The sequence below is a fragment of the Zobellia sp. OII3 genome (assembly GCF_002211465.1).
GTDB lineage: Bacteria > Bacteroidota > Bacteroidia > Flavobacteriales > Flavobacteriaceae > Zobellia > Zobellia galactanivorans.
The window spans coordinates 143,155-158,807 of sequence record NZ_MWRZ01000007.1 but is presented as its reverse complement, the minus strand read 5'-3'; the positions used below and the strand labels follow the sequence as shown (position 1 = coordinate 158,807).

The following is a 15,653-nucleotide window of genomic DNA, read 5'->3' as shown; positions in this document are numbered from 1 at the left end:
TCAAGCAAGATATTTCGCTACATGATAGAAAAAGATAAAGGGGCGTGGATATGGGTTCCCATTCTATATTTTACCCAAGGATTACCGTATGTACTGGTCGTAAGCGTCTCGGTCATAATGTACAAACAACTTGGCGTAAGCAATGAAGACATCGGTCTTTACACCAGTCTATTATACCTTCCATGGGTCTTAAAGCCCCTATGGAGTCCTTTTGTCGACCTTAAAAGCACCAAGCGCAAATGGTTCTTGGCCATGCAGTTTTTAATTGCCTTGGCCCTTTTTGGGGTCGCCCTTACCATACCCAGCAATATGTTTCTTACCGCTACCCTAGCCTGCTTCTGGATGGCGGCTTTTGCCTCGGCTACCAACGATATTGCTTCGGACGGATACTATATGCTAGGATTGACGGAAAAGAAACAATCCTTTTTTGTAGGGATGCGGAGTACGTTCTACCGTTTGGCCATGGTGACCGGGGAAGGCCTTATCGTGGTCATGGCCGGATTTTTGGAAAACAAATATGGCGACAACTCCAAAGCATGGAGCCTTACGATGACCGCTGCAGCCTTTTTGATGCTGGCCTTAACGGTCTCCAACTTTTTTGCCGCCCCAAAGTACGAAGCGGAACAGAACGATGACACCGAGAGTCCAAAAGGCTTTTTTGAAGTGTTCGCCTCCTTTTTTAAAAAACCGGGTATCGGCATGGCCCTGGCCTTTATCTTGACCTACCGGCTGGGCGAATCGCAATTGGTAAAAATGGCCGCCCCCTTTCTGCTAGACGCCCCCGACAAGGGCGGATTAGGCTACTCCACCGAACAATTGGGAACGATTTTTGGCACGGCTGGAGTTATCTTCCTTTCCATTGGTGGTATTTTAGGAGGTATCTTGATTTCTCGGGACGGACTCAAAAAATGGATGCTGCCCATGGTACTTTCTTTAAACCTTCCGAACCTGCTCTATGCCATATTGGCCATGAGCAAGACCACGAATATCTACGCCGTGACCGGTACGGTAATTCTCGAGAAATTCGGGTACGGATTCGGTTTTGCCGCATTTCTCATGTACCTTATTTACATCGCCGAGGGCAAGTCAAAAACATCCCATTATGCCATTGCAACAGGTTTTATGGCCTTGGGCATGATGCTTCCGGGAATGATAAGCGGATTTATGCAGCAATGGTTAGGCTATGGCGGTTTTTTTGTATGGGTGGTCATTGCCGCGCTACCGGCGCTCTTCCTTTTAAACTTTATTAAATACCCCGCAGATTTCGGAAAGAAAAGCAGTACTGAAAATGAGTAGTACCCTACCCTATATCGAAGCAAAGCAGACCCTTGCCCTAAGAGAAAAAATAGGACAATTGTTCATGCCCGCCGCCTTTATAAACGATAGCGAGATCGAAATACAACGGCTTGAAACACTGATCAAGGAACACTGTATCGGTTCCATCTGTTTTTTTCATAGTAGGGCCAGTGCGGCTACCAACTTCGAAGGGAAGAAAAAAATAATAGCCAACGAAAAAAGCTTCGAGACCCTACAAGAATTGATACGCCGCTACCAAAAGGCCGCAAAACACCCCTTATTGATCGCCATAGATGCCGAATGGGGATTGGCCATGCGTATAGAAAATACACCACAGTACCCCTACGCGATTACCTTGGGAGCCATTCCCGATGACTCGGAGGTTTTGATATATGAAGTAGGAAAGCATATTGCCCAAGATTGCAAAACCGCGGGAATACACTGGAACCTAGCGCCTTGCATTGATATCAACAACAACCCCAACAACCCCGTCATTGGCTACCGCTCCTTTGGTCAAGACCGAGACAAGGTTACCAAAAAGGCCCTGGCCTTTATCAAGGGTACCCAAAGCGAAGGCGTACTAAGCAGCATCAAACACTTTCCCGGCCATGGCGATACCGCTACCGATTCGCATCTGGGGCTACCGGTTATAGAAAAAACAAAAGAAACCCTATTCGCCAACGAATTGTACCCCTTTCAAAAATTGATCGGACAAGAGATCGATTCCGTTATGGCGGGCCACCTTTCCGTTCCTGCGCTTGCCAATGGTTCGAACACCCCTTCCAGCCTTTCCAAAGACATGATCAAGGGAGTTCTTCGCAGAGAAATGAAATACGATGGCCTTGTTATTTCCGATGCCCTGAACATGCATGCGGTTTCAAAGAACTACCCTGTAAAAGGGGAGCTCGAATGGCTGGCTTTCGATGCCGGAAACGATGTACTCTGCTTTGCGGAACATATTCAAGAAGGCATAGAATACATTTTAAAAAATGCCGACAAAGAACAGATTGAAGCAAGTTTTCAACGCCTTTGGAAGCTAAAGGAAAGAATTGACTTTCATTTGCCATCCGCACCGAAGAACCTAACACCACCCGATAGCCTAAACCTAAAAATAGCCGAAAAAAGCCTTACCTTATTGCAAGGTAGCCCCCAAACCATAACTGAATTTTCAAAAACCAATTTTACTTATATCTGTAATATAAAGGATACTCAAGATCATTTTTTAGAGCACCTCCGTTCAGAAAAAAAGCCAAGTATCATCAGGTGGAAGGAAACACCCCCTAGAAACGAAAACAATGTTCTATTGGTCCTCTTTCCCCCTCAGGTTAAACCGACCCATGGTTTTGGTTTCACCGAAGAGGAAATCAGCTATATAAACCATCTTATCGCTACTCAAAAGGTAGTGCTCTATCTCTTCGGAAATCCGTATGTACTCAATCTTATCAATTATAAAAAGACAAAGGCCCTTGTTCTCGCATATCAAAATTTTGAAGTTTTCCAGACCACGGCGGCCCGGCATTTTTTAAACCAATTAGACGCCCAAGGCTCCTTGCCCGTAAGCATATCGTCATGATAAAAACACATAAAATACTTGGACTCATGTCGGGCACATCACTAGATGGGCTTGATTTGGCCTATTGCCTAATCCAAGAAAAAGACAATCGCTACACTTTTGAAATAAAGGCCGTTGATAGCATATCGTACACCAATGAAATGCAGTTAAGACTTAAGGATGCGATCCTACTCCCCAGTGACGCCCTACTCAAGTTCCACAATTCATATGGCACTTGGCTCGGCGAACAGGCCAAAAAATTTATTGAGGCCAACGTCCTAGAAGTCGACTATATTGCCAGTCACGGCCATACCACCCATCATCAGCCTGAAAACGGACTCACCTTTCAAATTGGCAGCGGTCAGCATTTGGCCAACGCCAGCGGACAAAAGGTCATCTGTGATTTCCGAACCAACGATGTGGCCCTCGGCGGACAAGGTGCTCCTCTCGTACCTATCGGCGACCGTCTTTTCTTCAGGACCTACGATTTTTGCCTCAACCTAGGGGGCATCAGCAATGTCTCGTTCGAACACCGAGGTCAGCGAATAGCCTACGATATTGGCTTGGCGAACATGATATTGAACCACATTACCCGAAAAAACGGCCTTGAATACGACAAAGGCGGAAAACTGGCAAAAAGCGGCAAGATTATCCCTGAAATGCTTTCAAGGTTAAACGCCCTTGAATTCTACCGACTTCCCTTCCCGAAATCCATCGGCTATGAATGGTTTATAAAAGAAGTTGTACCTATAGTAGAGACCTTTCCCCATCGCATGGAAGACCTTTTGTGCACAAGCGTCCACCATATTTGCGACCAAGTAGCCATGCAGGTAAAGCAAAATAGTAAAAAGGAAGGCAGCACCCTCTTTATAACCGGAGGCGGGGCCCTAAACGACTACTTGATAGAAACCTTAAGGGAAAAACTTGGAAATACGGCAGAACTGGTCGTTCCCTCAAAACAACTCATTGAATTCAAGGAAGCCTTGGTATTCGCCCTTATGGGGGCACTACGGGCCGAACAAAAAATAAATGTCCTTAGCTCGGTTACCGGGGCGAAAACGGACTCTTCTAGCGGAGTAATTTTTCTACCGAGTTAAAAATCTTTAAAAATTCCCCTAAAAATCGCTATTTTCAACACCGATAAACCACCAAACATGTCAAAAAAGCAAAAACACGCCACCGCATACTGGAAAGAGAATATAAAATACCTCGCCATTCTTTTGTCGATATGGTTCGGTGTATCATATGGTGCGGGCATCTTGCTTAAAGATGAGTTGAACGAAATAAAAGTAGGCGGATTCAAACTCGGCTTTTGGTTTGCGCAGCAAGGTTCGATCTATGTGTTTGTCATTCTCATATTCGTATATGTCCGCCTTATGAACAAACTGGATAAAAAATACGGCTTCAACGAATAAACCAACCAAAAAACAAGCCCTATGAGCGTTCAAACATGGACCTATCTATTAGTCGGCATTACTTTTGCCCTTTACATTGGTATCGCGATCTGGTCGCGGGCGGGTTCTACCAAAGATTTTTATGTAGCCGGTGGAGGTGTTTCGCCTTTGGCCAATGGTATGGCCACCGCAGCGGACTGGATGTCGGCCGCATCTTTTATTTCAATGGCGGGCATTATTTCCTTTGCAGGCTATGACGGTTCGGTATACCTCATGGGGTGGACGGGCGGCTATGTGCTCTTGGCCCTGCTTCTGGCCCCCTACCTCCGTAAATTCGGAAAATTCACCGTACCTGATTTTATAGGGGATCGCTATTATTCGAAAACCGCCAGAATCGTTGCCGTAATTTGCGCCTTGATCGTTTCCTTCACTTATGTTGCGGGGCAAATGCGAGGTGTAGGCGTGGTATTTTCCCGATTTCTTGAAGTCGATATCAATACCGGGGTAATCATCGGTATGGTCATTGTGCTTTTTTATGCCGTTTTAGGAGGAATGAAAGGCATCACCTATACACAAGTGGCCCAATTCTGTGTATTGATATTCGCCTTTATGGTGCCCGCAATTTTTATCTCCATACAAATGACCGGAAACCCTATTCCACAATTAGGAATGGGCTCTAAACTCAACGATGGGTCGGGCATGTTTCTCTTGGACAAGCTGAACGGACTGTCAACCGAGCTTGGTTTCGCCGAATACACCGAAGGGAAAAAGTCGACCATCGACATATTCATGATTACCTTGGCCCTTATGGTAGGTACCGCCGGCCTACCTCACGTAATCGTTCGCTTCTTTACCGTAAAACGGGTTAAAGACGCCCGAAAATCAGCTGGGTTCGCCCTTTTGCTTATTGCCATTCTTTATACCGCGGCACCGGCCGTAGCCGTATTTGCCCGTACCAATATGATCCACACCGTCAGCAATCAAGAATATGCAAAAATGCCCGAGTGGTTCAAAAACTGGGAAACCACGGGCCTGTTGAACTTTGAGGACAAAAACGGGGACGGAAAAATTCAATATGTTGCCGACCGGTCAAAAAACGAATTAATCGTCGACCCCGATATCATGGTTTTGGCCAATCCGGAAATCGCCAATCTTCCTGCTTGGGTCATCGCACTTGTAGCTGCTGGCGGTCTGGCCGCCGCACTTTCTACCGCTGCAGGGCTACTTTTGGTTATTTCCGCCTCGGTATCGCATGATTTGATCAAAAAAATATTCGTTCCGAACATTTCCGAAAAAGGGGAACTTTGGACCGCTAGAGGTGCCGCCACCGTAGCCGTTGTCATTGCCGGTTACTTCGGCATCAACCCGCCCGGATTTGTGGCCGCCGTAGTCGCCTTGGCCTTCGGTCTGGCAGCGGCCTCGTTCTTTCCGGCCATCATACTCGGTATTTTCTATAAAAAAATGAACAAGGAAGGCGCAATCGCGGGAATGATCGTGGGGATATCTTTGATGTTGTTCTATATGCTAAAGTTCAAGTTCGGCATATTCGACGGAGGAAAAGAAGCCGTAGCAAGTCTTGAAAAAGACTGGTGGTTCGGCATATCCCCGGAAGGTTTCGGCAGTGTGGCCATGTTGGTCAACTTTATCGTTTCGATCGCAATTATGAAGTTCACACCCGAACCTCCCATAAATGTTCAGGAAATTGTTGAAGATATTCGAATTCCCAGTGGGGCAGGTACAGCCATAAACCACTAAATTTTGTAATTTTAGGCAAACATCGTCCCCATTTTATTCTCGGTCCTGATGATGCCATTAATATAGATTCGTTCAAATAAAAATAGGTTAGGCATAATGAGTAATTATCACATTAAACACTTAGAGGAATATTATCAAGTATACAGAAAATCAGTAAGAAACCCCGAAGCCTTTTGGGAAGAAATCGCCGAAGAGCACTTTGTATGGCGAAAAAAGTGGGACAACGTTCTAAGCTGGGACTTTAGCAAACCCGAAATAAAATGGTTTGAAGGCGCAAAACTCAACATCACCGAGAACTGCATAGACCGGCACCTCCCTACGCGGGGCGAAAAGACGGCCATTCTATTTGAACCGAACGACCCTAATGAAGAAGCCCAGCATATTACATATAGACAACTTCACGAAAGGGTCTGCCGTATGGCAAACGTACTGAAAGACCACGGTGTCAAAAAAGGCGATAGGGTCTGTATCTACCTCCCCATGATTCCCGAGCTGGCCATTTCCCTTTTGGCCTGTGCCCGAATCGGAGCGATACATTCCGTAGTCTTTGCCGGTTTTTCATCCAACGCATTGGCCACCCGCATCAATGATTCCGATTGTAAGGTAGTTTTGACTTCCGACGGTTCCTACCGCGGTTCAAAAACCATAGACCTGAAAGGCCTTGTCGACAAAGCCCTAGAAGAATGTCCCGGCGTACATACCGTACTTGTCACCAATCGTATCAACGGTAAAGTAGAAATGAAGGAAGGCCGTGACAAATGGTTACAACCCTTACTTGATGAGGCATACGCCGATTGCGTGGCCGAAATAATGAATGCCGAAGACCCACTTTTCATTTTATACACCTCAGGTTCAACCGGTCGCCCAAAAGGTATGGTGCACACCACCGCAGGTTACATGGTATACACTGCATATACATTTAAAAACACATTTCAATATAGGGAAGAGGACGTATACTGGTGTACCGCCGATATCGGATGGATTACAGGACACTCGTATATCGTTTACGGCCCCTTGGCCAACGGGGCCACGACCGTTATGTTCGAGGGCGTGCCCTCATATCCCGATTTTGGGCGCTTTTGGCAAGTGGTCCAAAAACACAACGTCAATCAATTTTATACGGCACCTACGGCCATACGGGCCCTAGCGAAGGAAAATCTCGAATTTATAGACAAGTACGACCTCTCTTCCTTAAAAGTACTAGGTTCGGTAGGAGAACCTATTAACGAAGAAGCATGGCACTGGTACAACAATAATGTAGGTAAAAAAATGAGCCCGATAGTAGATACTTGGTGGCAGACCGAAACGGGAGGTATCATGATCACCCCCATACCCTACGTCACCCCTACTACCCCAACATACGCCACCCTGCCTTTTATAGGCATACAACCGGCCTTGATGGACGAAGAAGGAAAAGAGATCAAAGGAAACCAGGTATCGGGAAGGTTATGCATTAAATTTCCATGGCCTTCTATCGCCCGAACCATTTGGGGAGATCACGACCGGTACAGGGACACGTATTTTTCAGCCTACAAGAATATGTATTTTACAGGCGACGGTGCATTGCGCGACGCCGTAGGTTACTACCGAATTACCGGGCGTGTCGACGATGTTATCATTGTTTCCGGCCATAACCTGGGTACGGCCCCTATAGAGGATTCCATCAACGAACACCCTGCCGTGGCAGAAAGTGCCATTGTAGGTTTCCCTCACGACATAAAGGGCAATGCCTTGTACGGCTATGTAATTCTCAAAGAATTTGGGGAAACCCGAGACCGCGAAAACCTACGAAAGGAAATTAATCAACAGATTACCGAACACATCGGGCCTATCGCCAAATTAGACAAGATCCAGTTCGTTACAGGACTGCCAAAAACCCGAAGCGGAAAAATTATGCGCCGAATTTTGCGTAAGATCGCTTCAAAAGACATCTCCAACCTTGGGGACACCAGCACACTCCTGAATCCCGAAGTCGTTGAAGAAATTATAGAGAACTCCCTATAAACAAAAAAAGTACAGGGGAAATATATACGGTTCAGTCCGTTTTTATCTCCCCTGTACTATATTTTTCAAAAATCAATAAGTACGTTATCTCAAGCGGTAACCACCACCTTTGGCCTTCGCACCAATAGCATGGTACCCAAGGAAAGGAGTCCGCATATGGCAAGACCTACGAACATAGGCCAAACCGTATCCTGCACAAACCCACCGATAAAATTGGCGATAGGCACGCTCAGTATAGTCGATACAAACCCGTTGATCGCAGCTCCAATACCGGCAATATGACCGATAGGTTCCATGGCAATGGAACGGAAATTACCCCATAGAAAGCCCAGACATAAAAACTGTACGAACAGAAATGCCACTAAAATCGGTACGCTGGGGTTCGGTCTTCCCCAAAACAAAACCACATAGGTCAAGGCTATTATACAAAATGCCGTCATGGCCATAAAGGCCAGTTTTCGCATACCAAAACGAAGCACCAAGGTTCCGTTCAAAAACGTGGAAAGACCAACGGAACCCGCCAGTCCGGCAAATATATATGGGAAATTTTCCACTAGCCCGTATTGATCCTCAAAGACGTGCTGTGAAGAACTCAAATACACCAAAAAGGCGCCCGTTACAAAACCGGAAGCAAAAGTAAAGGCTATGGTTTCCCTGTATTTAAGAAACTCTTTCAATCCGCTGGCAAACACTCCCATGGAAAAAGGAACCTTAAACTGTGGTTTCAGGGTTTCAGGTTGGCGCTTCCAAAACCAGATACAGACCAATAAGCCAAAAAATAATTGCACATAAAATATAGACTGCCACCCAAAGGCGTCCATAATCCATTTACCTATAGCCGGCGCCACCACTGGAACAAGGATAAAAAATGCGGTGACAAACGACATGATTTTCGCCATATAGTCCCCTTTATAGGTATCCCTGATAATGGATATAGCAATGGTTCTGGGAGCCGAAAGGCCAATTCCCTGTAAAACCCGACCAATGATCATAATTTCAAGGGACGGGGCCAACACACAGATTACGCTAGCTATAGCGAACAGTCCAAAACCAACGTAGACCACTGGCTTTCTGCCATAACTATCGGACAAGGGCCCGAAAAACAACTGTCCTACCCCCAAACCCAAAAAGATCATGGTGATAAGGAGCTGGTTCTTAAGGGGATCCAAACTGTTTATGGTTATACCAATATGTGATAAGGCGGGCAATAAAGCATCGATTGCCAAGGCCACAATAGACATCAATGAGGCCATCAAAGCGATGAACTCGAAATTGGGTCTTACATTCTCTTTTTGCATGGTACAAAAATAGGTATATCCCCATGAAAGCCGAGGTCGAAAAGTTCATTTTAGATATAAACCTTAATTTGAGTTACAAATATGTATTTTTGACAAAAAATTGAAGAGCATGTTGATAATAGGAATAGCCGGAGGCACTGGTTGTGGAAAAACCACGGTAGTAAATCAGATCATTGACGAACTGCCGGATGGAGAAGTAGGCGTAATATCGCAAGACTCCTACTATAACGACCTATCGGACCTATCATTGGAAGAACGGAGAAAGACCAATTTCGATCACCCGCAGTCTATTGACTTTACCTTACTTGAAGAACATTTAAAACTATTAAAATCGGGGCATTCCATCCATCAACCGGTATATTCGTTTTTGGAGTGTAACCGTACGGAAAAAACGGTATTGGTGCACCCGACCAAGGTGTTGATCGTTGAGGGGATTCTTATCTTGACCAATTCCCTACTCAGAAAAATGATGGACATTAAGATCTTCGTACATGCGGATTCCGATGAACGACTGATACGCCGATTGAAGAGGGATGTAAACGAACGCGGATGGAACTTGGACGAAACCCTTGAAAAATACCAATCGAACATCAAGCCCATGCACCTGCAATTTATAGAACCGAGCAAAGAATACGCCGATATCATCATTCCCAACAATAAGTACAACACGGTCGCCGTCGATATTGTACGGACCATCATCAACGAAAAACTGGCCTAAAAATGGGATTAAAAGATTTGAGACAAAAAAAATGGTTCGGCCTATTGACCAATATGTACGTATTGGTACTTACCGTTTTTGTAATATGGATGGTCTTTTTCGATACGAACTCCCTACTTATCCATCTGGAATTGAAAAAGGAAATCAAGAAACTTGAAAAGCAACAAGAATTCCTAAGGCAGGAAATCGCCAATGACAAAAGGATACTTGAAAGGCTATCCGATCCAGATGAGCTTGAAAAGTTTGCCCGAGAGCAATATTTCCTCAAAAAAAAGAATGAAGAAATCTATTTGATAGAATACGAAGACAGCCTCGACCTGAAGAAAAAGGAGTAAATACCAATCCCAGACTTGTGTGATCAGTCGAAATGTTGATAACTATTTCCTGTATGTTCTGGTAGTGAATTTCGGACGAAAAAGAAGAGCCAAGGTTAACAAAACATCAAATATAGACATTCGACAAAGGAAGAACCTCAACAAACATTACCACTTAATTATCAATAAGTTAAATACATATACATAATTGTAAAACTTCTTGGTTCGGCCATTTTTTTCCGTCGCCGCTTTACCATATCACTTGATACGATCGTAAAAAATATTCGCTTCATTTCGTTTCTACGAGGCGAAAAATAGGCCGATGCATTAACGAACTTTAACGAAAAACGGGGCAATTATTCACGCGCTGTTAACAAAATGGTTTCAATAGCATTGTAAATAATCGTATTTTTACTCCCTAACTTAGACTGAAAATGGGCAAGATTATTGCTATTGCGAATCAAAAGGGAGGAGTGGGTAAAACCACTACAACAGTTAATTTGGCGGCTTCCTTAGGTGTTTTGGAAAAAAAAGTGTTGCTAATAGATGCCGACCCACAGGCGAATGCCACATCGGGTTTGGGTATAGATGTTGAAAGTGTAGAGTTTGGCACATACCAACTTCTCGAGCACACTATGAGCGCCCAAGAAGCCATTATTAAAACCGACTCCCCTAATCTAGACCTTATTCCCGCACACATTGACTTGGTGGCCATTGAAATCGAATTGGTAGACAAGGATGAACGGGAGTATATGATGAAGAAGGCCATATCCCACTTAAGGGACAGCTACGATTATGTATTGATCGATTGTGCCCCTTCCCTAGGTTTACTTACCCTAAATGCATTGACTGCGGCAGATGCGGTCATCATTCCTATTCAATGCGAATATTTTGCCTTGGAAGGACTTGGAAAACTCTTGAACACCATAAAAAGTGTACAAAAGATCCATAACCCCAACCTCGACATCGAAGGTATGTTATTGACCATGTTCGATTCAAGGCTGAGACTCTCTAACCAAGTGGTAGAGGAAGTCCGTAAACATTTTGCCGATATGGTTTTCGATACCATCATACAGCGTAATGTACGCCTGAGCGAGGCACCTAGTTATGGGGAAAGCATTATAAAATACGACGCGAGTAGCAAGGGGGCGACCAATTATTTGAACCTGGCCCATGAAATCGTCAAGAAAAACAAAGAAATAGCTTAATGGCGAAAGCAACCAAAAAACAAGCACTGGGTCGCGGTCTGTCCGCACTTCTAAAAGATCCAGAAAATGATATTCAATCGGCAACTGACAAGAATGCGGACAAGGTAGTCGGCAACATTGTTGAGCTCGATGTCGAGGCCATTGAAATGAACCCTTTTCAGCCGCGTTCAAATTTCAATGACGAAGCCCTTAAGGAATTGGCATCGTCTATACGGCAACTTGGGGTGATACAACCCATTACCGTTAGAAAGTTAGAGTTCAACAAGTACCAGCTTGTTTCGGGTGAACGAAGGTACCGGGCATCACGCTTGGTCGGCCTTACCACAATACCGGCCTACATACGTATTGCCAACGACCAAGAATCCCTTGAAATGGCACTGGTCGAGAATATTCAACGCCAAGACCTTGACCCGATTGAAATTGCGCTTTCATACCAACGCCTGATCGACGAAATTCAACTCACCCAAGAGCAATTGAGCGACAGGGTGGGCAAAAAACGCTCGACCATTACCAATTACATGCGGCTTTTACGCCTTGACCCTATTATTCAAACCGGAATGCGAGACGGTTTCTTAAGTATGGGCCACGGACGCGCCTTGGTAAACATTGAAAAGAAGGCGGATCAAATAGCGCTTTACGAAAAAATCATAGGCCAAAACCTATCGGTCCGTGAGACCGAACGCGCCGTAAAGGCCTACCATGAAGGCGGAACATCTGAAAAACCAAAACCAAAGAGTACTAAAATACCTGAATTTGCCGAAGGCAATATCAAAAAATTTACTGACCACCTTTCCGTTAAAGTCGCTATTTCCGCATCGGAGAAAGGCAACGGAAAAATAACCATTCCATTCCATTCAAAGGAAGAGTTTCAACGAATCAAAAAATTGATCTTAGGTGAGTAAATCCCTTTTAACACTTGTTTTTATTGCTTTTTTGTCCTTTGCCGTCAGTGCCCAAGAAGAAACGCCCGCCAATACAGAGGTAGACTCCCTTCAATCGGACTTAAAAGAACAAGGCATCGTCGTGGTCGACACCCTGAAAAAGAAAAGAGTAAAAATCAATCCGCTCGCCCCGAGCAAGGCGGCTTTCTATTCCGCCGTTATTCCGGGCTTAGGACAAGTTTACAACAAACGTTATTGGAAAGTCCCCATCGTTTACGGTGCCATTGGGGCAGCTGTATACGGCTACACTTGGAACAACAATCAATACCAACGCGTACGGACCGCTTTTAAAAGACGGCAAGCCGGCTTTACCGACGACGAACTCTTCGACCCTCAAAACACAGGGAGCACTACCCCCGCCTTTGGTCTGGACGACCTGCAGAACGAACAGGAAAGATACCAGAGAGATCGTGATTTATTATTGCTCGTATCCATTGCCCTATATGCCTTAAATATTGTAGATGCCAATGTAGACGCGCACCTAAAACAATTTAATATCGATGACGACTTAAGTTTCGATATGCAACCCTTTTTAGATTTAGATCCCGTAACCAATAATCCCAATTACGGTATGGCACTTATTATTAAATTTTAAAATTCTAAATTTAAACCAGTTACATCTTATTAACCTAACAAGAACACAAAGTGAAAATAGCACTATTCGGATACGGAAAAATGGGAAAAATGATCGAACAGATCGCCCTTAACAGAAATCATACCATCGTTGCCAAAGTTGATGTCGACACCGTAGATATCGATTTTTCGGAAATGGATGTGGCCATTGATTTCAGTATGCCCTCGGCCGCTTATGGCAACATCACCAAATGTTTTGAACACGGCGTACCCGTTATCTGTGGAACCACAGGTTGGCTAGACAAATACGATGAGGCCGTGGCTTTATGCAAAGCTAAAAACGGGGCTTTTATCTACGCTTCGAACTTCAGCTTAGGCGTAAACGTCTTCTTTGAACTCAACCGTTACTTGGCCACCATGATGAAAAACCTAGACCAATACAAAGTGTCGATGGAAGAAATCCATCATACCCAAAAACTTGACGAACCCAGTGGTACGGCAATTACCTTGGCAGAAGGCATAATAGACAATACCGAATACAAGGGCTGGAAATTGGAGGGAGCCGGCGATATGGAAATTCCGATCACTTCCAAAAGAGTGGGCGCCACACCCGGCACCCATAGCATTGATTACAGCAGTACGGTCGATTCCATCGAAATCAAACATACCGCCCACAATCGCGAAGGCTTTGCCCTTGGTGCGGTAACCGCTGCGGAATGGATTGTTGGAAAAACCGGTATTTTTACCATGAAAGACGTGCTCAACCTTGGTTAACAACAGGGGGACCAAAAATTAATTACGCTTATTTAGCTTAAAAAAACTTACTGTTCATTACTTTACATCGATTTTGATCGAGTATAGAACTAATAAAACAAACAAATGGACGCAATACAATGGTTACTTTTTATTCTGATCGTTCAGATCATCCATTTTGCAGGAACTTGGAAACTATATGTAAAAGCAGGTAGAAAGGCATGGGAGGCGGCAATACCGGTCTACAATGCCATTGTTCTAATGCAAATTATCAATCGTCCGAAGTGGTGGACCGTACTTTTGTTCATCCCCATTATCAACCTATTGATGTTTCCAATAGTTTGGATCGAAACGATCCGAAGTTTCGGTCGCAATAGCACGGCCGATACTTGGTTGGTGATTCTAACTCTTGGGTTTTATATCTATTACGTCAACTACGCCCTAGATGTAAAATACATCGAAAACCGTAACCTTCACCCCCAGACCGCTACCGGCGAATGGGTAAGTTCCATTGCCTTCGCCATAATTGCGGCTACCTTGGTCCATACCTATTTCATTCAGCCCTACGTGATCCCGACACCTTCATTGGAACGTACTTTGCGGGTAGGAGACCTTTTGTTCGTCAGCAAGTTCCATTATGGGGCCCGAACCCCAATGACCACCGTAGCAGCGCCCATGGTACACGATACACTGCCCCTACTCCATGTAAAATCATACCTCGACAAACCCCAGCTTCCCTATTTTAGGATTCCGGGTTTTACCAAGGTCGACCGAAACGATATTGTTGTCTTCAGCTGGCCTGCGGATACGGTACGCCAATTTTTCAAAAAGGAAAAAGGGGTCAGAAAGCCTATCGATAAAAAGTCGAATTACGTCAAACGCTGTGTGGGCATCCCTGGCGATTCACTCGCCGTTATAGACGGATACGTCTACATCAACGGTAAGCAACTGCAGCTTTCCGATAGGGCCAAACCTCAATATGACTATGCCCTCTACTCTAGCAAAGGGGTTTCCTCTAAGCTTCTGGAAAAAGTAGATGCTACCGGTTACGACCGAAAGTATATCATCAACTCACTGAACCAACAACAACTGAATGCCATTCAAAAATATGTTAGAGGCTACAGACAAAGAAATGACGGTAAACTAGAAGTCTACACCAAATATACCGGTATCCCCCAGTCGGTGGCACGTAAAAACGCCATTTCAATGGTGGAGGAAACCGCCCTGAAACGTATCGTTCCCCTGACCGATGAAATGGTCGAAGTTTTGAAAAAAGAACCTAGCCTTGATTCCATCGTAAGAATCGTTGAAGCGAAAGGGGTTGCCGGAGGGAACATTTTCCCACAGAGTCCCGACTATCCTTGGAACTACGATCAAATGGGCCCGATTTACATTCCCGAAAAAGGAGCAACGGTGTCCTTGAACCTCAAAACCTTACCTCTTTATAAAAAAATTATAAGGGACTATGAAGGCAACAGCCTTAGCGTTTCAGGAAACCAAATCATTATAAACGGACAGGCAACCGACAAGTACACCTTTAAACAAGATTACTATTGGATGATGGGTGATAACCGCGATCACTCGGAAGACAGTAGGGCCTGGGGCTATGTGCCTGAAAACCACATTGTGGGTACTCCTATATTTATATGGCTGAGCGTTGACAACTTTAACGATGGCATTCTTAACTGGAAACCTAGATGGGACCGTATTTTTACAACGGTAAACGGTGAAGGCGAACCCGTTTCTTATTTCAAATATTTCCTAATAGCATTGGTCGCTTATTTTGTAGGAAGTTGGTTATGGAATAAAAAGAAGGCCAAAGCTTGATTTTTAACACCTTTTCAAAA

The 15,653-nt window shown here is 44.7% G+C and carries 14 protein-coding genes; 13 read left to right on the top strand and 1 reads right to left on the bottom strand.

The genetic code is table 11. From position 1 onward, the window contains the following. The first annotated feature begins 21 nt into the window (after nt 1–21). The 6 genes from B4Q04_RS17065 to acs all read left to right on the top strand — a co-directional run bounded on the left by B4Q04_RS17065 (nt 22) and on the right by acs (nt 8,001). A complete protein-coding gene (locus B4Q04_RS17065) occupies nt 22–1,296 on the top strand; it encodes an MFS transporter (RefSeq protein WP_013995049.1) in 1,275 nt (424 codons plus the stop codon). Then, nucleotides 1,289–2,869 carry a glycoside hydrolase family 3 protein gene (locus B4Q04_RS17060; protein ID WP_088697531.1) on the top strand — a complete coding sequence of 527 codons (1,581 nt, stop codon included), beginning with the start codon at nt 1,289–1,291 and terminating at the stop codon, nt 2,867–2,869. The genes B4Q04_RS17065 and B4Q04_RS17060 overlap by 8 nt, the downstream gene beginning before the upstream one ends. Continuing rightward, on the top strand, nt 2,866–3,945 hold the full coding sequence (locus B4Q04_RS17055; RefSeq protein ID WP_317042125.1) for an anhydro-N-acetylmuramic acid kinase: 1,080 nt from the start codon (nt 2,866–2,868) through the stop codon (nt 3,943–3,945). The genes B4Q04_RS17060 and B4Q04_RS17055 overlap by 4 nt, the downstream gene beginning before the upstream one ends. 57 nt (nt 3,946–4,002) lie before the next feature. Beyond that, nucleotides 4,003–4,263 carry a DUF4212 domain-containing protein gene (locus B4Q04_RS17050; protein WP_013995046.1) on the top strand — a complete coding sequence of 87 codons (261 nt, stop codon included), beginning with the start codon at nt 4,003–4,005 and terminating at the stop codon, nt 4,261–4,263. A 21-nt stretch (nt 4,264–4,284) separates the two neighbouring features. After that, nucleotides 4,285–5,997 carry a sodium:solute symporter family protein gene (locus B4Q04_RS17045; RefSeq protein WP_013995045.1) on the top strand — a complete coding sequence of 571 codons (1,713 nt, stop codon included), beginning with the start codon at nt 4,285–4,287 and terminating at the stop codon, nt 5,995–5,997. 96 nt (nt 5,998–6,093) lie between these two features. Continuing rightward, nucleotides 6,094–8,001, top strand: coding sequence for an acetate--CoA ligase (gene acs, locus B4Q04_RS17040; protein ID WP_088697530.1), 1,908 nt, complete (start codon nt 6,094–6,096; stop codon nt 7,999–8,001). Nucleotides 8,002–8,090: 89 nt separating this feature from the next. On the opposite strand, the gene B4Q04_RS17035 is transcribed toward acs, so the two are convergent. Continuing rightward, nucleotides 8,091–9,299: a multidrug effflux MFS transporter gene (locus B4Q04_RS17035; protein ID WP_013995043.1), complete on the bottom strand. Its 1,209-nt coding sequence runs from the start codon at nt 9,297–9,299 to the stop codon at nt 8,091–8,093. Between the two features lie 109 nt (nt 9,300–9,408). On the opposite strand from B4Q04_RS17035, the gene udk reads away from it, so the two are divergent. The 7 genes from udk (at nt 9,409) to lepB (ending at nt 15,633) form a co-directional block, all read left to right on the top strand. Then, on the top strand, nt 9,409–10,017 hold the full coding sequence (gene udk / locus B4Q04_RS17030; RefSeq protein ID WP_013995042.1) for a uridine kinase: 609 nt from the start codon (nt 9,409–9,411) through the stop codon (nt 10,015–10,017). 2 nt (nt 10,018–10,019) lie between these two features. Next, a complete protein-coding gene (locus tag B4Q04_RS17025) occupies nt 10,020–10,352 on the top strand; it encodes an FtsB family cell division protein (RefSeq protein ID WP_013995041.1) in 333 nt (110 codons plus the stop codon). 413 nt (nt 10,353–10,765) lie between these two features. Beyond that, nucleotides 10,766–11,539: a ParA family protein gene (locus B4Q04_RS17020; RefSeq protein ID WP_013995040.1), complete on the top strand. Its 774-nt coding sequence runs from the start codon at nt 10,766–10,768 to the stop codon at nt 11,537–11,539. Then, the gene (locus B4Q04_RS17015) at nt 11,539–12,441 is read left to right on the top strand and encodes a ParB/RepB/Spo0J family partition protein (protein ID WP_088697529.1); all 903 of its coding nucleotides are present in this window, start codon (nt 11,539–11,541) and stop codon (nt 12,439–12,441) included. The genes B4Q04_RS17020 and B4Q04_RS17015 overlap by 1 nt, the downstream gene beginning before the upstream one ends. Continuing rightward, a complete protein-coding gene (locus B4Q04_RS17010) occupies nt 12,434–13,075 on the top strand; it encodes a DUF5683 domain-containing protein (protein ID WP_013995038.1) in 642 nt (213 codons plus the stop codon). Before B4Q04_RS17015 ends, B4Q04_RS17010 begins: the two co-directional genes overlap by 8 nt. Nucleotides 13,076–13,125: 50 nt before the next feature. Further along, entirely contained in the window at nt 13,126–13,827 is a 702-nt protein-coding gene (dapB, locus tag B4Q04_RS17005) for a 4-hydroxy-tetrahydrodipicolinate reductase (RefSeq protein WP_088697528.1), read from the top strand. A 105-nt stretch (nt 13,828–13,932) separates the two neighbouring features. Continuing rightward, nucleotides 13,933–15,633 carry a signal peptidase I gene (gene lepB, locus B4Q04_RS17000; RefSeq protein ID WP_088697527.1) on the top strand — a complete coding sequence of 567 codons (1,701 nt, stop codon included), beginning with the start codon at nt 13,933–13,935 and terminating at the stop codon, nt 15,631–15,633. Nucleotides 15,634–15,653: the final 20 nt, after the last annotated feature.

Coding starts and splice junctions, on each gene's coding strand:
- udk (WP_013995042.1), top strand. CDS start 9,409: ATGTTGATAATAGGAATAGCCGGAGGCACTGGTTGTGGAAAAACCACG.
- B4Q04_RS17050 (WP_013995046.1), top strand. CDS start 4,003: ATGTCAAAAAAGCAAAAACACGCCACCGCATACTGGAAAGAGAATATA.
- B4Q04_RS17020 (WP_013995040.1), top strand. CDS start 10,766: ATGGGCAAGATTATTGCTATTGCGAATCAAAAGGGAGGAGTGGGTAAA.
- B4Q04_RS17060 (WP_088697531.1), top strand. CDS start 1,289: ATGAGTAGTACCCTACCCTATATCGAAGCAAAGCAGACCCTTGCCCTA.
- B4Q04_RS17035 (WP_013995043.1), bottom strand. CDS start 9,299: ATGCAAAAAGAGAATGTAAGACCCAATTTCGAGTTCATCGCTTTGATG.
- B4Q04_RS17065 (WP_013995049.1), top strand. CDS start 22: ATGATAGAAAAAGATAAAGGGGCGTGGATATGGGTTCCCATTCTATAT.
- B4Q04_RS17015 (WP_088697529.1), top strand. CDS start 11,539: ATGGCGAAAGCAACCAAAAAACAAGCACTGGGTCGCGGTCTGTCCGCA.
- B4Q04_RS17025 (WP_013995041.1), top strand. CDS start 10,020: ATGGGATTAAAAGATTTGAGACAAAAAAAATGGTTCGGCCTATTGACC.
- lepB (WP_088697527.1), top strand. CDS start 13,933: ATGGACGCAATACAATGGTTACTTTTTATTCTGATCGTTCAGATCATC.
- acs (WP_088697530.1), top strand. CDS start 6,094: ATGAGTAATTATCACATTAAACACTTAGAGGAATATTATCAAGTATAC.
- B4Q04_RS17045 (WP_013995045.1), top strand. CDS start 4,285: ATGAGCGTTCAAACATGGACCTATCTATTAGTCGGCATTACTTTTGCC.
- B4Q04_RS17055 (WP_317042125.1), top strand. CDS start 2,866: ATGATAAAAACACATAAAATACTTGGACTCATGTCGGGCACATCACTA.